Origin of the sequence: Fulvimarina pelagi HTCC2506, from assembly GCF_000153705.1 — a bacterium.
In the GTDB taxonomy this organism is placed as follows: Bacteria; Pseudomonadota; Alphaproteobacteria; order Rhizobiales; family Rhizobiaceae; genus Fulvimarina; species Fulvimarina pelagi.
Genome location: NZ_DS022272.1, coordinates 2,464,021 through 2,488,673, shown reverse-complemented (window position 1 = coordinate 2,488,673; position 24,653 = coordinate 2,464,021). Strand labels below are relative to the sequence as shown.

Below are 24,653 nucleotides of genomic sequence, written 5' to 3'. Positions count from 1 at the left end.
TAACCGTCAGCCCGGAAAACCCACTCTATCGCGTCGTAACGTAAAGCTTTGAAAACAGCACTTTCCTAAAACAGGCCATCGAACCGGCAGGCATGCCGAGGCGGAGGCTTTGGACGTGGACGCAAGAGTATCTTTGAAAGAGCGCACGGTTTACGTCGATCTAGACGGAACCCTGATTCATAGCGACCTTCTGTGGGAGACCCTTTTTCTCGCAGCCCGGCAATGCCCGAGGCTCCTCGTCAAACTTCCATTTTGGCTCAGCCAGGGAAAAGCGCGGCTCAAGGCGGAACTCGCCCGAAACGTCAGCTTCGACGCGAGCGCCTTGCCGTATCGCCAAGAGGTTATCGACGAGTTGCGGGCGCTGAAGGCTCAGGGTCGGCGCATCGTGCTTGCGACTGGCTCCAACGAGCGGCTCGCCCACGCCGTCGCGGTTCATCTCGGTCTCTTCGACGCGGTCCTGGCCTCAAACGACGAGGTCAATCTTACCTCCACGCGAAAGCTTGCGCGTATCGAGGCAGAGGCGGGTGTCGATGGATACGACTACTACGGCAATTCCCACGAAGACATCTGCCTGCTCGAGAACGCCGCCGAGGCGACCGTCGTTGCGCCCGATCGCTCTGCCGGACGGTGGCAGCGACGGACCGGCTCTCATCTCATCGGTCATGAGAAAGGTCGTCTGAAAGCCGCTATCAAGTCATTCAGACCGCATCAGTGGACGAAGAACGTTCTCGTCTTCGTGCCGATGATTCTGACTCATGAATTCCTCAACCTCGAGATGGTCCTCAGTGCGTTGCTCGCCTTCGTCAGCTTCTCGGCGGCGGCCTCCTCGGTCTATATCGTCAACGACCTGCTCGACCTTGAAGCTGACCGCCGCCACAAGACCAAGCGGTATCGACCCTTCGCAAGCGGCAGGCTCAGCATTCCGACCGGGCTGAAGATGGCGTTCGGGCTGATGGCGCTCGCTTGCGCCACGGCCGTCCTACTTCCAGTTGGCTACGCGATCGTCCTCGCCGGGTACATGATCGCCACGACAGCGTATTCCTTCGCTTTGAAGCGAATGCTTCTGATCGACGTGATGACGCTCGCCTTCCTCTACACCACGCGCATTATCGCCGGTGCCGAAGCGACCGGGGTAGGGACGTCGTTCTGGCTCCTCTCCTTCTCGATATTCTTCTTTCTCTCCCTCGCGCTGGTCAAACGCTACACCGAGTTGCAGGACCATGGCACCGGCGCCGACCGCTCGACGACGGGTCGAGGCTACGTGGACGCGGATCTCGAGACGATCGGCCAGATGGGGATGTCCTCAGGCTTCGCGGCAGTCCTCGTTCTCGCGCTCTACATCAACAGCCCGGAGGTCGCGGTGCACTACGCGATCCCGTATCTCGTGTGGCCGCTCTGTCCGATGGTGCTTTACATCATTTCGCGCATCTGGGTGCTCGCTCGTCGTGACCAGATGCACGAGGACCCTGTTGTCTTCATCCTTCAGGACTGGCGCTCGCAGATGGTGATGGGCCTCGGCGGTTTGATGTTCCTCGGCGCCGTCTATGTCTGAGCGGTTCCGCAGCTGGGGCGGCGCGACGGCGCGGAACACGGTGGCGATCGGGCCGGACGAGTTTCCGACCGGTGGAACTGCGCTGCCGTTCGGCAATGGCTGCTCATACGGCGATAGCTGTCTGCATTCCAACGGTGCGATGATCGAGAGCCGCCGCGCCGATCGCATCCTCTCTTTCGACCGAGAGACAGGCATTCTGCGCTGCGAAGCGGGGGCGCTGCTGTCCGACGTGATCGCGCATGCGGCGCCCACGGGTTGGTTTCCGCCGGTCCTGCCGGGCACCCAGTTCGTGACCGTCGGGGGCGCCATCGCCAACGATATACACGGCAAGAACCATCACCGACGCGGCACCTTCGGGTGCCATGTGGAGGAGATCGTCCTGAAGCGTTCCGACCGCGGACGGCTCGTCTGCTCGCGCAGCGAAAACGTGGACCTCTTCGCCGCGACGATCTCCGGCATGGGGCTCACGGGCCTCATCGAGAAGGTGACGCTTCGGCTGATGCCGGCCGTTTTTTCGGACATCGTCGAGACCACCACCCGCTTTCACCGGCTGGAGGATTATTTCGACTGCGCCGAAGAGGCGGACGCGCAGCACGAATACGCCGTTGCGTGGATCGACTCGCTGGCGACGGGCCGGCATTTCGGCCGGGGGCACCTGATTTGCGGTGATCACGCCAATGTCGGCTCGAAGTCCGGCAAAAGTCGTCCGCCGATCACGAGCGTGCCGTTCACACCGCCGATTAGCCCGCTGATGGGACCGGCGCTTAAAGCATTCAACGAAACCTATTATCGCAAGGCAAAGCCCGGTACGACGACGCGCACGGTTCCCTTCGACGGCTTCTTCTTCCCGCTCGACAGGGTTGGGAGATGGAATCGGCTCTACGGCCCGCGGGGGCTCTGCCAGCATCAGGGCGTCCTGCCGGATAATGCAGGCCGAGATGGCGTTCGCGCGTTGATCGAATGCGCCCATGCCCACGGACAGGGCTCGTTCCTGACGGTGCTGAAGCGTTTCGGTGCGGTCGAGAGTCCCGGTCTCACCTCGTTCCCCCGGCCGGGCTACACGCTCACCCTCGATTTCCCGGATCGGGGCGAGAAGACACTGAAACTGCTCGCCGAACTCGACCGGATCACGATCGAGGCAGGCGGCGCAGTGAACCCCTACAAGCAGCACCGCATGAGCCCTGAGACATTCGCCACGAGCTATCCGCGCTTTGCCGAACTCGACGCGCTCCGTGATCCCGCGATGATGTCGGATTTTTGGTTGCGCACCGTTGGCGGCGCGTCCAACTCGACCACGACAGCGGAGAAACGCACTGCCGAACACCATGCATTTACCGTCCCCAAGGTTCCTTCGCCCGCTTTCGCTCAAAGCGGCAGATTTTAACGGATCCGACGATCCTCGCCCTTAGAACCGACGCTACGAGAGGTTGGCCGGAACGGAGCTCAAGAGCCCAATGTCGAAATATCTTCCCTTCATTCTCTTCACGGTGTTCACCAACGCGGCCGCGCAGGTCATGCTGAAATACGGCATGATGCAGCTCGGCACGCTCAGCTTCGCCGGCGTCAATCCGATTCTAAAGCTCCTGTCGATCGTCTTCAGTCCCTTTGTCTTCCTCGGGCTCTGTACTTTCGTCATTTCGATGGCTTCACACCTCTACGTCCTGTCGAAGGTGGAACTCTCCTACGCGTACCCCTTCCTCTCGCTTGCCTATGTCGCGGTTGCGGTCTTTGCGTACTTCGTCTTCTCCGAAGACCTCAACGCGTACCGGATCGGCGGCATCGCCCTCATCTGCGTCGGAACGTACTTCATCGCCCAGGGCGGCTCTGCCGTCAGCGAGGAAGCAGAAACCGCCGTCGAACTCACCCAGACCGCTGCCCACGAGGTTTCCCAATGAGACACATCCTGTTCGGAGGTGACGGCTTCGTTGGCCGGCATCTTGCCAAGAAGCTCAACCAGGACGGCGAGGAGGCGATCGTCGCCGATATCGCAAAGGGCGAGTTTGCCCACTATGCCAGTGTCCGCCACATCCACTGCGACGTCACCGATCCGGCCTCGATCGCCAAGGTCGGTCTCGAAGCCGACGACATTGTCTACAACCTGTCGGCCAAGATGCTGTCGCCGCTGCAGGTGCGCGCCAAGCGCCGCGAGTTCTTCTATCCGGTGAACTACGACGGCACGAAGAACATCATCGAGGCGATGGATAAAGCCGGCGCTTCGAAGCTCGTCCACTTCACGACTGACATGATCTACGGCCACACGGTCACCCATCCGATGACCGAGGAGCACCCGGTCGCACCCCTCGGCGAATACGGCCAGTCGAAGCTCGACACCGAGTTTCTGGCGCATGAGTGGCGCGAGAAGGGAATGGACATTTCGCTCTTCCGCCCGCGCCTCATCATCGGCCCGGGCCGTCTCGGCATCCTCGAAAAGCTATTCAAGCTGATCGACAACAATCTTCCGGTTCCGATGATCGGCTCCGGCAAAAACCCCTATCAGTTCATTTCGGTGTTCGACTGCGCCGAGGCCGCTCGTCTCGCCTGGAAGGCCGGCGTTCCGAACGAGGCCTACAATCTGGGCTCGCTCAACCCGCCGCCGGTAAGAAAGCTTCTCGGCGATCTCATCCGCCATGCCGAGTCGCGTTCGATCCTGATCCCGACACCGGGCTGGGCGGTCAAGAAGACGCTCGATGCGCTCGACTGGATGAACAAGCCGCTGATGGACCCCGAGCAGTATCTCATCGCCGACGAGAACTGCGTGCTCGACGTGACCAAAGGCAAGGAACAGCTCGGATGGGTGCCGCAGTACCGCGACGAGGACATGCTGATCGCGGCCTATAGCGAATACCGCGCCAAGCTCACCGGCAAGGCGGGCAAGCCCGTCGCCACCATGCAACCGGCCGAATAAGGAGGCTTTCTATGCTCGATCGTGCAACGGTCGAGGCCCCGAGCCTCGACATAAACCGGACCGGACCGAAAAAGCCGGACCTTCTCACCGTCGAGGACGCCAAGGCGCTCGACGTGAAGACCATGGCCGATCTCTTCAAGGATCACATCAATCCCGGCCAGTACCATTTCATGAAGCTGCTCGGCTTTCACAAGGTGAAGGTCGAAACCGCCGAGGGGATGTACTACACCGACCAGAACGGCCGGAAGATCCTCGACTTCTTCGGCGGCTTCGGCTCGCTGGCGCAGGGGCATAACCATCCGCGCGTTATCGCGGCGCGCCAGCGGTTCCAGGACGAGAACCGGCACGAGATCGCGATCGCCTTCATGTCGCAATACGCCTCGGCGCTGGCGAAGAACCTCGCCGCCTGCTCGCCGGGCGACCTCGATATGGTCTTCCTCGGCTCGACCGGCTCGGAAGCGATGGAAGCGGCCGTGAAGGTCGCCGAGCGCGCCTCGGGCCGCAAGAACTGCAAGATCGTCCATGCCGAGAACTCCTTCCACGGCAAGTCGAAGGGCGTTCTGTCGATCACGGATTCACCGCTCTATCAGGGTGAGTTCAAGCTGACGGGGAATACCTACAAGGTGCCGTTCGCCGACCTCGGAGCCCTGAAGCGCGTCATCGAGAACGACAGCGACATCGGTGTCGTCGTCCTCGAAACCGTGCAGGGCGGCGGCGGCATCGTCACTGCGCCGACGACCTATTGGCAGGGCGTGCGCGCGCTTTGCGACAAGCACAACGTGCTCTGGGTCGCCGACGAGGTGCAGTGCGGCTATGGCCGGACCGGCAAGTTCTACGCCTTCGAGCATCATGGCGTGGTGCCGGACGTGACGGCGCTCGCCAAGTCACTTGGTGCCGGCAAGGCCCCGGTCGGCGCGATGATTGCCAAGCGCGAGGTCTATATGAAGGCCTATGGCACGCCGAAGACGGCGATGATCCATGCCCAGGCGACCTTCGGCGGCATCGGCGAAGCCTGTGTGACGGCGATCGAAGGCCTCAACGTCCTCTATGACGAGGATCTGATCGGCAATTCGGCGGAAACGGGCGCTTACCTGAAGAAGCGTCTCGAGGACATTCAGGCGAAATACCCGAAGATCATCAAGGAGGTCCGCGGTCAGGGCCTGATGATCGGCCTCGAATTCCAGGACTTTTCCCAGACGCTGCCCTTCGCGCTCCGCCCGATGGTGGCGCTGCTCGACGACAAGCTGAAGGGCTCGCTCTCAGGCTTCATCGGCGCCGCGCTGCTGCGCGACTACGGTATTCTCGTCGCGTTCACCGAATACAATCGCAACGTCATCCGCCTGGAGCCGCCACTGATCTGCGACGAGAGCCATGTCGATACGTTCTGCGACGCGCTAGACGATCTCCTAGGCAAGGGCATCGTTTCAATCGTCAAGAATTTCGTTCAGTCTCAGGTAAGCTGAAAGGGGACGAACTGCCATCCTTCGACAGGGAAGGTGGAAGAGGGGCCGGGCGGAAACGTCCGGCCCTCTCTATGTCAAGGGATGTCGGGAAAAAATAAAGTTTGGGCACCCCAACTCGCCGGCCAGTTTCGCTAAGGACATGTTTCGATTGCAGCTTTGCAGCCTGGAAAAAATGCGGCCCTTTGACGAAAACCGGTTTCGTGGGAGCGCTTTGTTGAACGCTCATCCGATACCTTTATAAGCCGCGACCAGGCACCGAAAAATTCGAACGCGCCGGCGCTCTTCGACCGAGCGCCGCTCACCGCCCGCGCCGACCTCTTATCACGTTTGGATCGGGTCGGCCGCGTAACTGCGTTCGCACGCCAGAGCGTGCCTAGTAACGCGACCCGGCGGTGCTAGCCGCATCGAAAATGCCGCGTTGCCGGGTAATCGCATCCGGCCATCCAGGCGCCCGCAAACCATTGGGAATGCTGTGTGATGGCGCGCGGAAACATCTGAGAGGAAGTCCCGTACGCCGGCTTGGGTGTATGGCGCTCCTTCGGGCAAGATAAAGGAAAGCTCTTTCATGGCGCAATCGCTTGATGCATCCGTCAACCCAGACCTCGTACTCGAAGACCAGGTTTATAGTGACGATCCGCTGGAAACACGTGAATCAGATCATTACCGCCGTGAATACATCATGGCGTTTGTCGATAAATGGGACGAACTCATCGACTGGGATGCTCGCTCTGCGAGCGAAGGCCAGTTCTTCGTCGATATCCTGAGAGCGCGCGGTAAGGAGAACGTACTCGACGTTGCGACCGGTACCGGATTCCACTCGGTCAGCCTCACCGAGTCCGGCTTTCAGGTGACATCCGCGGACGGTTCCGCTGCGATGCTGGCCAAGGCTTTCTCCAATGCAACCAGCCGCGGTCATATCCTTAAGACGGTCCAGGCCGATTGGCGTTGGCTCAACCGGGATATCCAGGGCAAGTTCGACGCCATCATATGTCTCGGCAACTCCTTCACCCACCTTTACGAAGAAGCCGACCGCCGGCGGGCGCTCGCCGAATTTTACGCCGCGCTCAAGCATGACGGGGTCCTGATACTCGACCAGCGCAATTACGACGCTATGCTCGATCACGGCTTCTCGTCGAAGCACAAATACTATTATGCCGGAGACAAGGTGTCCGCGGAACCGGAGCATATCGACGACGGCCTCGTGCGAATGAAATACTCGTTCCCGGACGGCTCTGATTATACGCTAAATCTCTGTCCCATCCGCAAGAATTACGTAAGACGGCTGCTCCATGAGGCGGGTTTCCAACGGGTCCGCACCTATGGAGATTTTCAGGAAACCTATCACGACGACGATCCTGACTTCTTCATCCACGTCGCCGAGAAGTCGGCGTTGCGCATGTCGAAATGGGGCGGTTCGCTGAAGGACGGCGAGACCGATTCCCGCGCGGCGACCGAAGACTATTACGACTCCGACGACGCCGACACCTTCTACTCGACGATCTGGGGCGGCGAGGATCTTCACATCGGTCTCTACGACGAAACGAAGGATGTGCGCGAAGCCTCCGACAAGACCGTCGACCGGATGATCGACAAGTTGCCGGAACTCGGTTCGGATGCGCGTGTCATCGACTTCGGCGCCGGTTATGGCGGTTCGATGCGTCGTCTCGTCAAGAAGTACGGCTGCGAGGCGGTCTGTCTCAATATTTCCGCAGCGCAGAACGACCGTAACCGCTATCTCGTCCGTCAGGCGGGCCTGCGCGACAAGATCACGGTTGAGCACGGCGTTTTCGAGGACGTTCCAGCAGAGAATGAAAGTTTCGACGTTGTCTGGAGCCAGGACTCGATCCTTCACTCGAACGACCGTCAGAAGGTGCTCTCGGAAGCTTACCGTGTCCTCAAGCCGGGCGGGACGATGGTCTTCACCGATCCGGCTCAAGCGGATGACGCGGACTCCACCGAACTGCAACCGGTCTACAACCGAATCGGACTGCAGGATCTCGGTTCGCACCGCTTCTACCGCGAGGCCGCGCAGGCTGTCGGGTTCGAAGTGGTCGAGCAGGAGGAGATGCTACACCAGTTGCGTAGCCACTATGCCCGCATTCGCGAGGAGCTTTTGGCGAACTCGACCAAGCTCCGCGACAGCGGGGTCTCGGTCGAATACATCGAGAACATGGCGACTGGCCTCCAGCACTGGGTCGACGCGGCCGACAAGGGCAATCTCGCCTGGGCAATCCATGTTCTGAAGAAGCCTGCCTGATCCGGCAGGTCTGCGCATCCCCAATGACAACGCTGGGGCCGATCCTCGGTCCCGGCGTCTTCAATCGGGAAATGACACGATCCACTCGCCTTACTGACGACCAACTTTAGAGTGGTTCCTCGTCTGAAACCGGCAGCGATACCCGGTCGGACCCATTCATTGTCGCGCCGTTCGCACGGTCAGATGATGCAACGAAAAAAGGCCGGCGCGGGCCGGCCTTTTTCATACAGAAGACAAGTCTCCTGAGTGCGTTAGTGGAATTCGCCTTTGCCGCGATATTCTTGGATCTGCGTCGTGCGCAATCCCGCTAGGCCGTGCTGATCAATGGACAGCTGCCAGGACAGGAATTCCTCAACCGTGAGCGTGTATTTGCTGCAGGCCTCTTCGAGACTGAGCAGACCACCCCGCACGGCTGCGACGACTTCCGCCTTACGGCGGATGACCCAGCGCCTTGTATTGCACGGCGGCAGGTCAGCCAGCGTCAGCGGAGACCCGTCGGGCCCGATGACGTATTTTATTCTTGATCTCACCTGATCGGCCATTGGACTCTCTACTCTACACAGCGACCTAATCGGGTTCGAAGTTAGTCAGTCCATCCTAAGAATCCGTCAAGCCACATGTAAGCTTTCGTTCAGAGGTGGCCTTGGTAAACGAAGTCCTTCTTCCGCCTTCCTGCTACCCGTGAGGTCAGCGTTGAACGCGCGCATTACCTTTGCTGCGGACCTATGGCCAGACGAATTCGGCCGGCTTTTGCGCGGAAGAACCAAAGGTCCTAAGTAGGGCTCATCCTGATACCAATGCGAATGCCCGTTGGAGCGCCAGCGAAAATGACGACCCACCTCAACAGCCTCGATATTCCGAAGGCGCCGGAAGATACGCGCGTGATCGTTGCTATGTCCGGCGGTGTCGACTCCTCGGTTACCGCGGCTATCCTCAAGGACGAGGGCTACGACGTCGTCGGTATCACGCTTCAGCTTTACGATGCGGGCGATACACCGGCGAAAGCGGGTGCCTGCTGCGCGGGGCAGGACATTCGCGACGCCCGCCGGGTCTGCGATCTTCTGGGAATTCCACATTATGTGCTGGACTATGAGGAAAATTTCCGCGAAGCGGTCATCGACCCATTCGCGGACGCCTATGTGGCCGGTGAGACCCCGATCCCTTGTGTGTCGTGCAACCAGACCGTCAAGTTCCGCGACCTTCTGAAGACCGCAATGGACCTCGGCGGCGATGCGCTGGCGACAGGGCATTACATCGAGAGCCGCAAGCGGGGCAATCATCGCAGCCTTCACCGGCCCTTCGATCTCGACCGGGACCAGAGCTATTTCCTCTACGGGACCACCCAGAAGCAGGTGGATTTTCTGCGCTTTCCGCTCGCGTCGCTGACCAAGGACGAAACGCGCGAAATCGCCGCGAAGCACGGTCTCGCGATCGCTTCGAAGCCGGACAGCCAGGACATCTGCTTCGTCCCGACAGGCAGGTACTCCGACCTCGTCCGCAGGCTGCGGCCCGAGGCCGGCGACCCGGGGGAGATTGTCCATATCGACGGACGGGTGCTCGGCGAGCACGAAGGGATCATCAATTACACCGTTGGCCAGCGGCGCGGCCTCGGCGTTGCCGCGGGCGAGCCGCTTTATGTCGTGAAGCTCGATCCGGCGACGCGCCGCGTGGTCGTCGGGCCGCGTGAGGCTCTCGCTACCCGCGCAGTAAGGCTTCGCGAGGTAAACTGGCTTGCCGAGGAAAGCGCCGAAGTTTACGCCACTGAGACTCGCGAAATCTTCGTGAAGCTGCGCTCGACGCGCCCGCCGAGCCCGGCTCGTCTGGCTGCGGACGGGGAGGGCGGCTGGATGGTCGAACTTCTCGCCGCCGAATATGGTGTCGCGAAGGGCCAAGCTTGCGTCTTCTACGGTGCCGAGGGTGCGGGCGCGGAAGTGTTGGGCGGCGGTATCATCGACGGGTCGATTCAGGGCCGTGAGAACGCGCCTGGAATAGAATTGACGGCTGCGGAGTAAGGCGGCTCGATCGAAGGGACTGCCTTATGGCGCCTAAAAGCCTTCAACGCGGGCAGCAGTAACATTCCTTGTTGAGTTTCCGAAAATCGGATGGAGCGGCTTGCCACTAGAGCCGAACAGAATTCGGACCGATCTTGGGAGATGCGCAATGAGGTTCAAGAGTGTATCGAGCGAACCTTCTTTTAGAACGGTAAGTGCCAAGTCTTGCCGCACCCTGAAAAGCGTCCTGACCGTTGCTCTCGCCGGCATGGTCTTCTCATCTGCTACAGTCGCTCAAGCTTTTGAAGCCAAGCCGTTCGATGCTGCAGCGCTTAACGATCGCGCCGACAAGGCGGTGGCGGAGGCGTTTGCAGGCCATGCCGATGAACAGACGATCGACATCGATTGGCAGCCCTACGCAGAGTTCCTGTCTGACTATGTCGAAGACGATCCGGACGGGCTCAACCGGTTCCAGTATGGCGCGGTCTCAGATGCTGACCATCAGGCGTTGAAGGACATGATCACCGGCTGGACGATGCTCGATGTAGAGGCCCTGACGGCGTCTCAGAAATTCGCGTTCTACACCAATCTTTATAACGCGCTGACGCTCGACGTGGTGCTCGATCATTATCCTGTCGAGTCGATCCGCGATATCAAGATCGAGAAGGAAGACCAAGGGCTCTTTGCCTCGCTGGCCGGCGCTTTCGACATTGGCCCCTGGTCGGCCGATCTCGTCACCATCGACGGCACCGCGCTCTCGCTTGACGAGATCGAGCATTCGATCCTGCGCCCGATGGGCGACGAGCGAGTGCATTATTCCGTCAATTGTGCCTCGATCGGGTGTCCCGACCTGAAGCCAACGCCTTGGACTGCGGAGACCCTGGAAGCTGATCTCGATGCCGCTGCGCGAGCCTACGTGAATTCCGATCGAGGTCTTCGCCAGTCGACCACTGGCAAGCTCCTCGCTTCAAAGATCTTCGACTGGTACGCGGGCGACTTTGGCGGCGCGGATGCCGTCATCGCCTACCTGCAGCCCTACGCGGACGGCGAGCGTGCCGACTGGCTTGCCGCATCTGATGCGAAGATCGTCGGCTACCGATACGACTGGGACCTGAACGACGCCGCCCCCGCGACGAGCGCGCCGTCGAACTGACTGCTTCCCCGCCGAACCTGTCTCGGATAGCTTCGAGCCTCAGGACAATCGGCCGGGAGATCAGGTGAATGGATCGAGGAAACGCCGAACCGCCGCTCGCGATCATGGCCTCCAATGCCCCGCCGTGGGTGAGACCCAGCAACTATCCGGAGCCTTTCAGAAGCCGCATGGCGGGGCGCACGAAACGCCCCCTCGCTGATCTTTTCGGGATTGCGAATTTCGGCGTGAACCTGACAACCCTGGAGCCAGGCTCCGTCTCGGCACTGCTGCACCGCCATTCGAAGCAGGACGAGTTCGTCTACATGGTCGACGGCTCGGCGACGCTTATGACCGACGACGGAGAGATCGAATTGCGATCGGGCATGTGTGCCGGATTCCCCGCGGGGTGCCGCGCGCATCACCTCGTGAACCGCTCCGATAGCCCCGCTGTCTATCTGGAAGTCGGTGATCGCAGTGCTGGGGACGTCGTCGACTATCCAGAGGACGATCTCGCCGCGGTGTCGAAAGGCGGCGTATGGGCTTTTGCGCGCAAGGACGGGACGCCCTACTGATTTTGTGCGTGATTTTCGCGACGGGTCGGCCCCATTCAGTCTTCGCTAACCGCGTTCCTTTAAACACGGTCGCTCGGAGCCCGGTATCGGGTGTTTAGAGGACCCGACGCATGGTTTTGCGTATTCGCGTTGGGGGCGTATCGTGGCGCGTGGCGGCTCTGGCCGTTCTCGCGGGCCTGAGTGCGCCCTCCATGGCACAGGCCAACGGCAATCTCGTTTGGGGCGGAACCGTTCCGACGCCGGATCAGGCCTACCGGCCAAGCCCTTCGGCGGTTGACATGTTCGGCACAGCTGCCGTTGCCCCAGCACCGAACCCCGAGCTTTCGCCTCAGCGTTCCACGGTCGACAGCCTCGCGAACGATCTCATGCCACGTAACGTGCCAGCGCCAACGCCGAACGCGCTTCTGCCGACCGCCCAACCCTCCGCGGCCTTCGCTGCGTCGCCAGCTCCGACGCCAATGCGAGACGCCGATAGCGTGTTCGGCGGCAGCATGCTGCCGGAGCAGCCGCGCCAGGACCCCTGGGCCGCGATGAAATCTGTGACCCCCGGTGCTCTGACCGATGCGGACCGCCGCCGCATTCAGGAAAATACACCATCCCGTGCAAACACATACGCGGCCCTCGAGAAACGCCCCGAACCGAAGATCGAGGAGCCGGTGAAGCGCCGTGCACCGCTGGTTCACAAGACCCCGTCCGGCTGGCGCAACCTGCCCCACAAGGAAGCACTCTGCCGGGCCGCCCTCGTTCAGCTCGGCGTCGAGTTCACCGAACCCTCGCCGATCCGGGCGAGCAAGTCCTGCAGCGTGCCCTACCCGGTGAAGGTGACGCGAATTGCGAAAGGGGTGGCGATGTCACCGGCCGCGACGCTCAATTGCGATGCCGCCTTCCGGATTTCCCGTTGGGTCGACAAGGAGGTCAAGCGCGCGGCCCACTCAACCCTCGGCACCCGCGTCGCCGCGATCAAGAACTCCTCCTCATATCGATGCTCGCGCGTCGCCGGCAGCGGCGGCATTTCCCAGCATGCGAGCGGCAACGCCCTCGACGTCGCGGCCTTCGTGATGGCGGACGGCAACGAGATCGACGTGGAAAAGAAGGGCTTCTTCTCGCCGCGGGAAAAGGCGTTCCAGAACGATGTGCGCGGTTCCGCCTGCCGCTGGTTCGGAACGGTGCTGGGACCTGGCTACGACTATCTCCATCGCAACCACTTCCATCTCGACGCCCGGGAGCGGAAGAAGACCTACTGCAAATAGACTGTCGCCTGCACCGCTTCTCATCCGTCTTATGAAGGTTCTCGGCGAGTTGGATGGCGGTCTAGGCGCGATGTCAGAACGGAAGCCAGCGCGCAGGCCATGACGCAGACTGAAAGGGCAAGCTCGTATCCACCGATTTGCCAGAGCAGCGAACCGGTGAAGGGTGCGAGCGCAACGGCGGCTATATAGGCGCGCGCCATCTGCCCGCTGCGCTCCCCGAAGGCGGCCATGCCTGTGCTCTCACGCAGAAGAACGGGCCGCATGATTGAGATCGAGCCGTAGCCGTATCCCTGCAGCAGACCGAAACCGAGCAAGAGCAGCGGCAGGGCGGCCGATCCGATCAGGCAGAGCGCCGAGACCGCAAGCGCCGCAAAGCTCGTAACCGCGATGAACCGGGCTGGCAGTCGTTCCTCCGTGCCGAGAACCGTCAGTCGCGCCAAGAGCTGCATCGGGCCGATCACAGATGCGGCGAGCACCGCCGTTTCCTCGGAGAAGCGCAAGCTCGCCATGATCGGCAGGATGTGGTTGACGATGAGGCCGTGCGATCCACCGGCAAGCGCGAAGGCGGTCGTCAGCAGGATTAGGTTGCGGCGCCCATCGATGGACTTGGAGGTGGACGCGGAGCCGGGCTTCGGGCTCGCATCCATCTGCGACGCCCTCCGCCCGTTGTTCCGGCGAACGGCCAGGCGTTCCAGGCGCCGCGCGACGAAGAAGTGCAGCGGCGCGGCAAGGCCTGCGAGCATGCCCGCTAGCACCCAGGAGGCGAGTCGCCATCCGCCGATCTCACCGAGGACGTGCACCAGCGGAAAGGCGAGGGTCCCCGCCAGCGCTCCGACCAGGGTGACGATCGTAATGACCCGCCGCGCCCGTTCGTCGTATGCGCGCGTGACCATGGCGAAGACCGGCTCGTAGAGCGTCGTCGCCATGGAAAGGCCGAGCGAGATCCAGAGGACCGCGAAGATCGTTAAACTCGGCGCGAAGGGTGCGAGGGTGAGGACGAGAACGCCCCAGGCTGATCCGGACGCGATGAGGACAGGGCCGTGGCCGGCATCGATCAGTCGGCCGATCCGCGGCGCGGCGACCCCGGAAACCAGGACGCTGGCTGCAAAGAGTGCGGTCAGCGTTGTACGATCCCAGCCCTCTTCGGCCTCCCAGAGCGGCAGCATGGTGGCGAAAGCGTAGTAGATCGCGGCCCAGAACAGGGTGACCGAGACCGAAAGGAGCGCCACCGTCCATACGAAGCCGGTCCTCGTTTCGGCGGGTATGGAAGCGGTCATGCGGGTTCGTAGATCTAGTTCGGGGATCGAAGTGCGGTCAGGCGCATCGCCTTCCGCGCATCAAGGGGTTTCCGGCGGCAGCGGCGTCGCGTGGCCGTTCTCGTCGATGGAGACCATGACGAAGATGCCTTCGGTCACCTTCGTCTTCTCTGGCCCGGTACGCCGGCGTGTCCAGGCCTCGATCGAAAGGGTAATCGAGGTCCGGCCGACCCTCTCGATCGAGGTATAGACGCAGAGCGTGTCGCCGATCTTGACCGGCTTCTTGAAGGTGAGAGTATTGATGGCGACAGTCGCGACCCGTCCGCGGGCACGTTCGGCGGCGCGAATGCCTGCCGCCATGTCCATATGCGCGACGACCCATCCGCCGAAGATGTCGCCGTTCGCGTTCGCATCGCCGGGCATTGCAGGAATCCGCACTGTCAGTTCGCCGCTCGGAATCTCGTCGCTCTGGTCCATCTCGGCGCCCCTTTCTTCGGTCGCGGTTTAACGAAGGCTGTACGGGCGTTTGGTGCACGAGCGCAAGCGCTCGGTTGCGATGCAAGCGAGCAGATCTCCTTCCATATTCCACAGTGATGGAAAGGGCTCTCGAGCTTGGAGAGGCGGGGAGCCCATCCGCTTAGTGCTAGGGCGCGTCTGCCAATGCCGAATCAGTGGGAAATGAACGAAAAGTAAAAAATGGCAAAAAAATTACGCATTCATTTCAATAATTTATCTCGAAACTGGTGTGAAAAAGTTATCCACCACTAAATTTGAGGATAGGAGCAAGTTCGAGGTCAGGTTACTCCTTACTCACTGGTTAACGCGGCGGGGGCCGGAAGGGGAACAAGACCATGATCGTGATCGTAGACAACCGTGAACTCGTCACTGACGGCTATCAGTCTCTCTTTGCACGTGAGGGCGTGTCTGCAGCTGGATTCAGCGCAGAAGAGTTCCAGGACTGGATCTCGACCGCACCCGAGGCGGACCTCTCAGCGGTCGAAGGGTTCCTGTTGGGCGATTTCGACGAGCGCGCTTCGTCGACCCGCACGATCCGCTCGCGCTCCAAGGCCCCGATGATTGCGCTCTCCGAGAGCCGGAATCTCGACAACACTCTTGATCTCTTCGCCGCCGGTATCGACGACGTCGTCGCCAAGCCGGTGCATGTGAAGGAAATCCTTGCCCGGGTTGGCGCCATTCGCCGCCGCGAGTCGAGCGAAGCCGCCAAAACGGTCACTGGCGAGATCGCGATCTATCAGGACGGCCGCGACGCCGAAGTCGCTGGCAAGCCGCTCGCTCTGCCGCGCCGCGAGCGCCGCATTCTCGAATATCTGGTCGCCAACAAGGGCCGCCGCGTCTCCAAGCAGCAGTTGTTCTCCGCGATCTACGGCATCTTCGACGAGAACGTCGAGGAGAACGTCATCGAAAGCCACATCTCCAAGCTGCGCAAGAAGCTGAAGATGCGTCTCGGCTACGACCCGGTCTCTTCCAAGCGCTATCTCGGCTACGGTATCGGCGTCGAGTAACGCCTACGCTTACAGTCGGCTTGACCCTCTAAGAGGCCGTCGCGGCGCCCCGCGGCGGCCTTTTCGCGTGGAATTTGCCGTCCTCCGTCGGCTGAGCTCTGAGCTCAGCCGACGGAGGACTCTCAGGCCAGCACAAGCTTCGCCCACTAGGACTCGGTCGAACGGGAAATGCCAGGGGCGGGCCATGAAGCGGGACGAAGCGAGTGATGGAAGTGACCTCGATCGGTTTATCCTGTTCTCAATAAGTATTGCCGTCCAGGCCCGCATCCGGCGTCGCCCGAAATCGGCGATCATCGGCGATCGCGCATCCTGCCGAGCGGTTCGCTACATGGCGCGGCGCGCCGCCTCCGAAACATAGAAGAACCCGCGCGATGTCGCTTCTCTCCGTCTTCAACAATGCGCGGTCCTCGCTGTCGGTCACGAGCCAGCAGTCGGCGCTCGTTGCCCGCAACGTCGCTAATGCGGACGACCCGACGGCGACACGCAAATATGCCAGTCAGGTCTCCGAACGGCTCGGTGCGGTCGACATTCGTGCGATCTCCCAGTCGAGCGATCCGGCGCTCTATCGTAGCCTTATCAGCGCACAGGCAAGCCTTGGAACGAACGAGACGCTAGCCGAGGCGCTCGATCGGGTCCGCGATGTGATTGGAGACGTCGACGCCTCGACCTCGCCCTCGGCCTCGATCGCCGCCTTGAAGGACGCGCTGACCGACCTCGCCGCTTCGCCGGAAAATTCGCAGCTTCAGCGGACGGCGGTCGATGCGGCGCGCAGTCTCGCGACGAATCTCAACAATGCGACGATGTCTGTTCAGACCATGCGGGCGGACGCCGACCGCGAACTGGACGAGGGCGCGAAACGGCTCAACGAGCTTCTCAGCCAGCTGGAAACGCTCAATTCGAAGGTCGTCGCCGGTACGGCAACTGGGGCGGACGTGACCGACGAGGTGGACCAGCGCGACCGGATCGTGTCGGAAATTTCCAGCTATGTCGGCGTCTCGGTTCGCCTGCGCGCGAACAATGACTTGGTTCTCTCGACCGACTCCGGCATCGTGATGTTCGAGACCCGTGCGAGAAGCGTCGAATTCACTCGGACCCAGAGTTTCGATCCGTCTATCCGTCTTGACAGTGCCGTGGCCGCCAATCGCCCGGGCGAATTCAAGATCGATGGGGTGAGCATAGGCGGGACCAGTTCCATGGCCGTGCGGGACGGGTCGCTCGTCGCGGCTCTGAAGCTGCGCGACGAGGTCGGCGTCGAATTTCAAAACCGTCTCGACCAGACCGGCGATACGCTCGTCAATGAGACCTTCGCCGAAAACGGCGCCCCGGGCCTCTATGAGCGGACCGGTCCCGCGACGATCGCGATCGCGGCGAGCGTCGATTACCGCATCGGCGGCAATCCTGCGCTTATACGCGACGGCGGGATCAATGGCAGCCCGACCTTTAACACCGCGGGCGAGTCCGGCTTCGCCGATCGGCTGAACGCGCTCGTCGCCCGTTTCAGCGACCAGCACACGTTTGCGAACGGTGAACTCGGGACACTTGGGGATTTCACAGCGAGCTCCATGGCCTGGTTCGAAGGGCGCCGCGCCACGGCGAGCAAGGACGCCTCCTATCAGTCGATCATGGTGACGCGAGCCCGCGACACGCTCTCCAACAAGACTGGCATCAATCTCGACGATGAGATGAGCCATCTCCTCGAACTTGAGCGGACATATCAGGCCTCGACCAAGCTCGTTCAGACGGTGGGGGAACTTCTCGACCGCCTCCTGGCCATCCGATGATCCCGAAAGGCTGATCCCATGACGAATTTTCTCGTCTCAAGCATGTCTCTGACGGGCGCGCCGAGAGCTTCGGTTTCTCGGGTCCAGCAGGAACTTGTGATCGCCCAGAAAGAGGTGTCGACTGGCCGCTACGCCGATGTAGGCAAAAGCTTGGGCACATCGGTAGCGCGCACGATCTCGATGCGAGCGGAACTCTCCAATCTGGAAAAGCTGACAACCGCGAATACGGCGATCGGTCAACGGTTCGAGACCATGCAGGCCGCTCTTGGTTCGGTGGCCGAAACAGGCGAAAGCCTCCTTTCGTCGCTGATATCCGGTTCCGGAACCAGCGTCGGCTTCGACATAAACCAGCGCAGTGCCACCGCGAACATCGGCCAACTCGTCGGCGCACTGAGTGGCTCCTTCGGCTCTCGCTACATCTTCTCTGGCGCGAAGACTGACACGCCGCCGATCAAGGCCGACCTCGCCGCAGACTACGGAACGTCGGCAGCCTTCGCGTCGGTCGATGCAGCCTGGCAAGCCTACGTGACGGCCAATGCCGGCGGTGATCCTGCTCAGATAACCGCGGCACAGATGGAGAGCTTCCTCGCAAACGAGTTCGAGGCAGTATTCGACGACGCCAATTGGGCAGCGAACTGGTCCGATGCCTCCGACAACCAGACAGTGAGCCGGATCGGCGAGAACGACATGATGAGGAGCTCCGCATCGGCGAACGATCAGAGCTTTCGCAACATCATGAAATCTTACGTCATGCTTTCGAATTTCAGCGGCGAATCATTAGCAGACGAGACCCGTCAGGTTCTCGCAAGCAGCTCCATCGAAACTCTCTCCAAGGGGCTCTCGCAGTTGACCGATCTGCGCTCGGACATCGGGTTGGGCGAAGAACGGATCGAACGTGCGAACGAGGGTCTGAAGGTCCAGACCGCGATCCTCAAGATTGGAATTGGGGAGGAGGAGGAGATTGACATCTACGAGGCCAAGACACGGATCGACAGCCTCATGAACACGCTCGAGATGTCTTATGCGCTGACTGCGCGGGTCTCGCGGCTCAGCCTCCTCAATTTCCTTTAATCCGTCGGCGGGAATGATCCTGCCGATGACGGTGGCTGACCCATCTTCGATGTCGACCGGTCGCCAGAGAACACAAACACGACTGTCCGCGACCTTCTACGAGGTGCGGAACCGCATACCAAGGGGTTTCGATGTATCAGTTTTCTTACGCGGAAGTGGCTCAGGATACGGCGGTCGATGCGCGTGAGCGCGAACGCCAAGCCTTTGACCATTCGATCGCGCTTCTCGAAAAGGCCGAGAAAAGCGGGCCGCGCTCGCGAGATGCGATCGAGGCGATTTATATAACGCGTAGCCTCTGGTCGATCCTCGTGGAGGACCTCGGCAGTGCGGATAACGGACTTCCAGAAGAACTTCGCGCCGAGCTCATCTCCATCGGCTTGTGGATCATGTCGGAAGCCGAGGCGATCCGGGTCGGCAAGTCGACGAATTTCAAGGGGATCGTCGAGATCACCCGCCTTATCCGCGATGGGCTGAATTGATGTCGACGCTTCGGATCTCCTTGCGTGCCGGCGAGCGCATCTTCGTGAACGGCGCAGTGATGAAGGTCGATCGCAAGACGACGCTCGAATTCCTGAACGACGTGACCTTTCTCTTGGAGAGCCATGTCATGCAGGCCGAGGATGCCAAGACTCCGTTGCGCCAGATCTACTTCGTGGTGCAGATGATGCTGATGGATCCGGCCAATCTGGACGAGCCGAAGACGCTGTTCGGAGAAAGCCTCGCCAGAATGCTCAAGACCTACTCGAATGGCGACATCCTCAATGGCCTTCTGGAGATCGAGGAGATGGTCGAGCGCGGACGTGCTTTCGAGGCTCTGAAGCGCTTGCGAACCCTGATCCCGCTCGAGGACGAGATTCTCGGCCAACCGGAAACCGGCGTCGTCCGTCCGGTCTCCCAGCGAGCCATGCCGACCGAGCAGCCAAAACTCCGTCTTGCAGCAGGAGGCATGTCATGACCGTTTCATCCGTTGGCGCCGTGACACAGGCTCAGGGTGCGGCCGCCCAGAATGGGATCACTAAAGGTGGCGCGCCGGAGATGGACTATGACGCTTTCCTGCAGCTCCTGGTCGCTCAGATGAAGAATCAGGACCCGCTCAACCCGGCGGAGTCTACGGAATATATCGCCCAGTTCGCAACGTTCGCCAATGTCGAGCAGTCGATCCAGACGAACACTCGACTCGAGAGCATGATGACGGTCTCGGCCCTGACCCAGGCAGATGCGTTGATCGGGCGGACACTGACTTCGCTCGACGGCGCGACCCGCGGGACCGTGACGAGCATAAGAGCCGTCGACGGCGGTATACAGGCGACGATCGAGGGTGGCGAGACGATCATGCTGGGAGACGGCGTCTCGGTTGCCTGACCGATCCTAAAATTCGCTAGGGCAGTCTCAGGCTCGTTGACCGGTCGCAATTGACATTGAATTTGGCGGAGACCGGCATCCGCCTCAAGGCTATGAAGGCTGAACCCCATGAATCAGGCCGACGCGATCGACATTGTCCAGGAAGCCATCTGGACCATCATCACGGCCTGCGCTCCGGCTGTCGCGGCCGCGATGATCGTCGGCATCGTCATCGCGCTCTTTCAGGCCCTCACCCAGATTCAGGAGATGACGTTGACCTTCGTGCCGAAGATCCTCGCGATCTTCGTGGTGATCGCGATCACCGCCTCGTTCACCGGCGCGCAGGTCTACGCCTTCACACAGGAAGCGTATGGCCGGATCGAGACCGGCTTCGACGTGACCCCCTAAGGGCCGTGTTCGCCCGTCGGCCATCAGCCATCGGCCTCCAGTCAGGCTGACATCAGTCTCCCCCCTTAAGACGTCGTTAACGATTCTCCGAAGCGGCCATGACGGCGGCACACGGATGTTCGAGCATCGTTTCGGAAGGGCTCTCGAATGGCCGAGACCAACGAATTGCAGATCGAGGACGGGACGAAGAAGAAGGGCGGTGGCATGATGCCGCTGATCGCCGCCCTTGTGCTTGTCACCCTGATTGGTGGTGGAGGCGGCGCCGCGATGGGCGTCATGCTTGGCGGCGGATTGAGCGGCGAAGAAGCCACCGACAAGGCCGAGACCGCGTCCGACGACACGAAGGCCGAAACGGGCGGCGAACACGACACTGCCGAAGCCGGCCTCGGCGAAGGCGGCGAGGACAGCATCGCCGAGATCGCCGAGGAGGAAGAGAAACCGCTGCGCGTCGTTGCGCTGAAACCGGTACTCACCAATCTCTCCAATCCCTCGACATCCTGGATTCGGATCGAGGCCTCGGTGATCGTGAAGGATGACGCCGAGACCGATCCCGACATCCTGGCGGCGGAAATCGAGGCCGATACCCTTGCCTTCGCCCGCTCGCTGCAGATCGCTCAGATCGAGGGCACGCGGGGACTTCTGCATCTGCGCGACGATCTGCGCGAACGGGCCAAGCTGCGCTCGCCCGCCGTGGTCGACTATCTCATCCAAGCGATGGTCGTCGAATGACGCCCACCCTTTCTCGCGCGCTCCTCAGGCTCACGCTCGTTCTTCTGGCGCTTTTCGGCCTCGGCACGGTGGCGCAAGCCCAGATCGCCGATCCGTCCAGCCTGGCGGACCTCATTCCCCAGGGCGACGGCACGATCTCCGGCCGCATCATCCAGCTTTTCGGCATCGTCACGGTGCTCTCGATCGCGCCGGGCCTGCTCGTGATGGTGACGGCCTTCACGCGCATCGTCATCGCGCTCTCGATCATGCGCACGGGTCTCGGGCTTCAGACGACGCCGGCGAACCTCATCATCATCTCGCTCGCGCTCTTCATGACCTTCTTCGTCATGTCGCCCACCTTCGACCGGGCCTGGAACGACGGCCTTCAGCCGCTTCTGGAAAACGAGATCGACGAGGAGGAGGCGTTCTACCGGATCGCCGATCCGTTCAAGGAGTTCATGCTGACCCAGGTGCGGCCGTCGGACCTTCAGCTTTTCGGCGACATCGCCTCGGTGACGGACCGCGACCGGGTGCAGCCGGAAGAGCAGGGCGCCGCAGACGAGCGCGACATCGAGCTTCGCGTTCTGATCCCCGCCTTCATGATCTCCGAACTCCGCCGTGGCTTCGAGATCGGCTTCCTGATCGTGCTGCCCTTCCTCGTCATTGACATGATCGTCGCGACGCTGACGATGTCCATGGGCATGATGATGCTGCCGCCGACCATCATCTCCCTGCCGTTCAAGATCCTGTTCTTCGTGCTGATCGACGGCTGGAACCTGCTCGTAGGCTCGCTGGTGCGAAGCTTTTTCTGACGCGTTGTCCTCGGCTCCGAGCCGGCCTTTTGCCGTTCTGCGTCGGCAACAAAACGGTTCGAAACCGGCACCGCAATCTCTGCGACAGCGGCACGTACACGTCACTCAAGAATTTGACTGAAGCGGTCGTTCTTGCATGGCCCAATAAAATGCCTGCGATACGATCGTCGGTCACGCTTAGGCGCTCTCGCCGTATTTGCGGTTTCAGTGTCCAGATCGCTTCAAACCATCATGCTTCCTGCGGAGCGAAAGTCGTCGCGACTACCTGTACATGTCCCGAAATGAATGCGAGTTCTCGCGAAGGCTCGAAGGTGTGGACCTTGTAGGATATATGGTGCCGGCTGAGGGACTCGAACCCCCGACCTCCGGTTTACAAAACCATTGCTCTACCAACTGAGCTAAGCCGGCTTCCGCGCCTGTCTCTACATCACGGCTTGCGACCTCGCAACGCCTTCGGTGCCCACTGCAACGCTGCGGATCACGATGATCGCCGCTCGGCCTGCTAATGGTATGTTTCGCCTCCCCTCAATGTCGGCGACATGCTCCTGTGAAGCAACCTCGAATGCGGTGTTGTTGCTTTCGGCACAACGCGTGCCTTGTGTCTCGGACAGAAACCGGCGAAGTCTGGACCGCACGAGTTCCGAACGCCCAGCAGTCCGCGAGCCGATCCTGAATGTCCACCAAAAGCATGTCGATCAGTTTCATGGCGAGCGAAGCGCCGGGGGCGTTGGAGGCAGCCAATCGGTTGAAAGCGATCTACGGGAATGACGATCCGGCCCATGCCGACGTGATCGTCACCCTCGGCGGCGACGGCTTCATGCTGCAGACGCTCCACCGTTTCATGAACACCGGGCGTCCGATCTACGGCATGAATCGCGGCACGATCGGCTTTCTCATGAACGAATACCGCGAGGAAAACCTGCGTGAACGGCTCGAAGCTGCGGTCGAGAACTGGATCCATCCGCTGTCGATGACCGCCGAGGACGAGGCCGGCGAAGTGCGTGAGGAACTCGCCATCAACGAGGTGTCGATCTTTCGACAGTCCTATCAGGCCGCGCGGTTGCGGATCGCTGTCGGCGGCACGGTGCGTCTCGACGAACTGGTCTGCGACGGCGTGATGGTGGCGACGCCGACAGGCTCGACCGCCTACAATCTGTCGGCCCAGGGGCCGATCATTCCGATCGAGGCGCCACTTCTGGCGTTGACGCCGGTGAGCCCCTTCCGGCCGAGACGCTGGCGTGGCGCGCTGCTCGCCAATCACCAGACTGTCGAGATCACAGTCCTCGAGTCAGGCAAGCGGCCGGTCAACGCCGTCGCCGATGCGCAGGAGGTGAAATCGGTACGCAAGGTGACGATCCGCGAGAGCGGCAAGGACAGGTGCCTTATCCTCTTCGACGAGACCCATTCGTGGGACGAGCGTATCCTTGCCGAGCAGTTCCGGTATTGAGCAGCTTCAGGCGGCGGCGATTGCAGCGGATGAGACCTGGGTCGCGCGTCGGCTGTCGGCCTCGCGTGCGATCCCGCGCAGGAAGGCGAGGGCGGGTGCCATCGTACCGGCCTTCGTGCTGGCGAGGTCGGCTGCCAGGTTCTGCATGATGCGGGCGGCGACCTCGCCGTCGGTGAGCATTTCTCCATCTTCGTCGGCGTGGCGCCAGACGTCGACCGCATGAAAGAGGATCGCGATGGACGCCTGCGGCAATCCGGCTCGCTGGCATAGCGCGGCGAACGGCTTGTTGCGGCCCTCGACCAGGATGGAGCGCACCCGAACAGCCTGTACGCCGGCAAGCTGCGCGAGCGCTTCGCTCAAGCCTTCCAGCGACCCCGAGCACGCAAGCCGCAAGAGCACCGCGGGCGAGAGCTGTTCGCTCGCAGCAAGGCGCTCGACCAGCTTTACGAGCTCGCTCTTTCGCGCACCGCCGAGAATCGTAGCTGTACCGGCTTGGCAGGCTCCTTCTCCGATGCTCCTGCCGGTGCTTTCGCCGAGTGCGAGGCTGACGAGAGGCGATGCGGCGACCGCTTCGCTGGTCTTGCGCATCAGGAACTGTCGGATGTCGGCGGAAAGATCCGGCCGATCGACCAGTGCTCCGCGAATGCTTGCCTCCTCGCCAAAAGTTTCGGCGATGAAGCGCAGCGTCTCCGTTGCGAGCGAGGCGTCCGGGTGATTAAGCAGGCGCAGCGCGTCCTCGGCGTCTGCGAAACGCGCGATCGTGGCCGTCAAAGATTCGGACAGCTGGGCACGGCCAAGCACCGCCTCCCGGAGCTTCGGCCGCCCGGCCACGTAGATCTCGACGAGTTCGTCTTCCGACATGTGTGGTGAGGATTGGATTACGGATGCGGCGACGCTGTCTGCATCGCGTGCCAATTGCCTGATCAGCGCCGGGGAAATATTCTGTGCGCCGGCGACTGCTTCAGCGAGCGCGCGACGAACGGAAACGGCTGGGTCGGCGGCTATACCGAACAGGATATCGTCGATCTCGGCACGCTCGGCTTCGGGCGTGAAGCCGTCGAGATGGGCCCGGGCGAGAAGTTCAGCCCATTCAGCGCGCTGGCTCGGCGCTGCGGGCTCGCACCAGGTGGCGGACGTATCGGGAGCCATCATCTTCATTTCCGGACGCGAATAACCAACATGGT

24 protein-coding genes and 1 tRNA gene are annotated in these 24,653 nt (G+C 61.5%); 20 read left to right on the top strand and 5 right to left on the bottom strand.

All coding sequences use genetic code 11. The features are described 5' to 3' along the window. Positions 1 to 115 precede the first annotated feature (115 nt). The 6 genes from FP2506_RS11700 to FP2506_RS11675 all read left to right on the top strand — a co-directional run bounded on the left by FP2506_RS11700 (position 116) and on the right by FP2506_RS11675 (position 8,177). The gene (locus FP2506_RS11700) at positions 116 to 1,552 is read left to right on the top strand and encodes a UbiA family prenyltransferase (protein WP_148227553.1); all 1,437 of its coding nucleotides are present in this window, start codon (positions 116 to 118) and stop codon (positions 1,550 to 1,552) included. Beyond that, on the top strand, positions 1,545 to 2,936 hold the full coding sequence (locus FP2506_RS11695) for an FAD-binding oxidoreductase (RefSeq protein WP_007067699.1): 1,392 nt from the start codon (positions 1,545 to 1,547) through the stop codon (positions 2,934 to 2,936). The genes FP2506_RS11700 and FP2506_RS11695 overlap by 8 nt, the downstream gene beginning before the upstream one ends. Positions 2,937 to 3,006: 70 nt before the next feature. Continuing rightward, positions 3,007 to 3,447, top strand: a complete 441-nt coding sequence (locus tag FP2506_RS11690) for an EamA family transporter (protein WP_007067698.1) — start codon at positions 3,007 to 3,009, stop codon at positions 3,445 to 3,447. Then, positions 3,444 to 4,457, top strand: coding sequence for an NAD-dependent epimerase/dehydratase family protein (locus tag FP2506_RS11685; protein WP_007067697.1), 1,014 nt, complete (start codon positions 3,444 to 3,446; stop codon positions 4,455 to 4,457). Before FP2506_RS11690 ends, FP2506_RS11685 begins: the two co-directional genes overlap by 4 nt. An 11-nt stretch (positions 4,458 to 4,468) precedes the next feature. Then, positions 4,469 to 5,920 (top strand): aspartate aminotransferase family protein, encoded by a 1,452-nt coding sequence (locus FP2506_RS11680; RefSeq protein ID WP_007067696.1) that lies wholly within the window; start codon positions 4,469 to 4,471, stop codon positions 5,918 to 5,920. A 565-nt stretch (positions 5,921 to 6,485) separates the two neighbouring features. Continuing rightward, on the top strand, positions 6,486 to 8,177 hold the full coding sequence (locus FP2506_RS11675) for a glycine/sarcosine N-methyltransferase (RefSeq protein WP_007067695.1): 1,692 nt from the start codon (positions 6,486 to 6,488) through the stop codon (positions 8,175 to 8,177). A gap of 251 nt (positions 8,178 to 8,428) precedes the next feature. Here FP2506_RS11675 and sciP read toward each other — a convergent pair whose 3' ends face one another. Beyond that, on the bottom strand, positions 8,429 to 8,719 hold the full coding sequence (sciP, locus tag FP2506_RS11670; RefSeq protein WP_007067694.1) for a CtrA inhibitor SciP: 291 nt from the start codon (positions 8,717 to 8,719) through the stop codon (positions 8,429 to 8,431). Between the two features lie 285 nt (positions 8,720 to 9,004). Here sciP and mnmA point away from each other — a divergent pair, with 285 nt between their 5' ends. The 4 genes from mnmA (at position 9,005) to FP2506_RS11650 (ending at position 13,122) form a co-directional block, all read left to right on the top strand. Then, positions 9,005 to 10,189 carry a tRNA 2-thiouridine(34) synthase MnmA gene (gene mnmA / locus FP2506_RS11665; RefSeq protein WP_007067693.1) on the top strand — a complete coding sequence of 395 codons (1,185 nt, stop codon included), beginning with the start codon at positions 9,005 to 9,007 and terminating at the stop codon, positions 10,187 to 10,189. Between the two features lie 148 nt (positions 10,190 to 10,337). After that, entirely contained in the window at positions 10,338 to 11,321 is a 984-nt protein-coding gene (locus tag FP2506_RS11660) for a DUF547 domain-containing protein (protein ID WP_007067692.1), read from the top strand. A gap of 68 nt (positions 11,322 to 11,389) precedes the next feature. Beyond that, positions 11,390 to 11,872, top strand: a complete 483-nt coding sequence (locus tag FP2506_RS11655) for a cupin domain-containing protein (protein ID WP_007067691.1) — start codon at positions 11,390 to 11,392, stop codon at positions 11,870 to 11,872. A 110-nt stretch (positions 11,873 to 11,982) separates the two neighbouring features. Further along, positions 11,983 to 13,122, top strand: a complete 1,140-nt coding sequence (locus tag FP2506_RS11650; RefSeq protein WP_148227552.1) for an extensin-like domain-containing protein — start codon at positions 11,983 to 11,985, stop codon at positions 13,120 to 13,122. 29 nt (positions 13,123 to 13,151) lie between these two features. Here the strand turns inward: FP2506_RS11650 and FP2506_RS11645 are convergent, their stop codons facing one another. Further along, positions 13,152 to 14,399 (bottom strand): MFS transporter, encoded by a 1,248-nt coding sequence (locus FP2506_RS11645; protein ID WP_007067689.1) that lies wholly within the window; start codon positions 14,397 to 14,399, stop codon positions 13,152 to 13,154. Positions 14,400 to 14,459: 60 nt separating this feature from the next. Further along, complete coding sequence (locus FP2506_RS11640; protein ID WP_007067688.1) at positions 14,460 to 14,855, bottom strand: acyl-CoA thioesterase; 396 nt, start codon at positions 14,853 to 14,855, stop codon at positions 14,460 to 14,462. A 374-nt stretch (positions 14,856 to 15,229) separates the two neighbouring features. Here FP2506_RS11640 and FP2506_RS11635 point away from each other — a divergent pair, with 374 nt between their 5' ends. The 9 genes from FP2506_RS11635 to fliP all read left to right on the top strand — a co-directional run bounded on the left by FP2506_RS11635 (position 15,230) and on the right by fliP (position 22,022). Further along, positions 15,230 to 15,901, top strand: coding sequence for a response regulator transcription factor (locus FP2506_RS11635; protein WP_007067687.1), 672 nt, complete (start codon positions 15,230 to 15,232; stop codon positions 15,899 to 15,901). Positions 15,902 to 16,272: 371 nt separating this feature from the next. Further along, complete coding sequence (gene flgK / locus FP2506_RS11630) at positions 16,273 to 17,682, top strand: flagellar hook-associated protein FlgK (protein ID WP_007067685.1); 1,410 nt, start codon at positions 16,273 to 16,275, stop codon at positions 17,680 to 17,682. A gap of 18 nt (positions 17,683 to 17,700) precedes the next feature. Then, on the top strand, positions 17,701 to 18,753 hold the full coding sequence (locus FP2506_RS11625) for a flagellar hook-associated family protein (RefSeq protein WP_007067684.1): 1,053 nt from the start codon (positions 17,701 to 17,703) through the stop codon (positions 18,751 to 18,753). A 131-nt stretch (positions 18,754 to 18,884) separates the two neighbouring features. Continuing rightward, complete coding sequence (flaF, locus tag FP2506_RS11620) at positions 18,885 to 19,232, top strand: flagellar biosynthesis regulator FlaF (RefSeq protein WP_007067683.1); 348 nt, start codon at positions 18,885 to 18,887, stop codon at positions 19,230 to 19,232. Next, a complete protein-coding gene (flbT, locus tag FP2506_RS11615; protein ID WP_425277084.1) occupies positions 19,229 to 19,708 on the top strand; it encodes a flagellar biosynthesis repressor FlbT in 480 nt (159 codons plus the stop codon). Before flaF ends, flbT begins: the two co-directional genes overlap by 4 nt. Continuing rightward, on the top strand, positions 19,705 to 20,115 hold the full coding sequence (flgD, locus tag FP2506_RS11610) for a flagellar hook assembly protein FlgD (RefSeq protein ID WP_007067681.1): 411 nt from the start codon (positions 19,705 to 19,707) through the stop codon (positions 20,113 to 20,115). Before flbT ends, flgD begins: the two co-directional genes overlap by 4 nt. Before the next feature lie 108 nt (positions 20,116 to 20,223). Continuing rightward, positions 20,224 to 20,502, top strand: a complete 279-nt coding sequence (gene fliQ, locus FP2506_RS11605; RefSeq protein ID WP_007067680.1) for a flagellar biosynthesis protein FliQ — start codon at positions 20,224 to 20,226, stop codon at positions 20,500 to 20,502. A 147-nt stretch (positions 20,503 to 20,649) separates the two neighbouring features. Then, on the top strand, positions 20,650 to 21,231 hold the full coding sequence (locus tag FP2506_RS11595; RefSeq protein WP_007067679.1) for a flagellar basal body-associated FliL family protein: 582 nt from the start codon (positions 20,650 to 20,652) through the stop codon (positions 21,229 to 21,231). Further along, a complete protein-coding gene (gene fliP / locus FP2506_RS11590) occupies positions 21,228 to 22,022 on the top strand; it encodes a flagellar type III secretion system pore protein FliP (protein ID WP_007067678.1) in 795 nt (264 codons plus the stop codon). The genes FP2506_RS11595 and fliP overlap by 4 nt, the downstream gene beginning before the upstream one ends. A gap of 332 nt (positions 22,023 to 22,354) precedes the next feature. Here the strand turns inward: fliP and FP2506_RS11585 are convergent. Beyond that, a tRNA-Thr gene (locus tag FP2506_RS11585) sits at positions 22,355 to 22,430 on the bottom strand. A gap of 265 nt (positions 22,431 to 22,695) precedes the next feature. Between FP2506_RS11585 and FP2506_RS11580 the strand changes: the two genes are divergently transcribed. Beyond that, complete coding sequence (locus FP2506_RS11580) at positions 22,696 to 23,469, top strand: NAD kinase (protein ID WP_040489111.1); 774 nt, start codon at positions 22,696 to 22,698, stop codon at positions 23,467 to 23,469. A 6-nt stretch (positions 23,470 to 23,475) separates the two neighbouring features. Here the strand turns inward: FP2506_RS11580 and FP2506_RS11575 are convergent, their stop codons facing one another. Then, complete coding sequence (locus FP2506_RS11575) at positions 23,476 to 24,621, bottom strand: DUF2336 domain-containing protein (protein ID WP_187289047.1); 1,146 nt, start codon at positions 24,619 to 24,621, stop codon at positions 23,476 to 23,478. Positions 24,622 to 24,653: the final 32 nt, after the last annotated feature.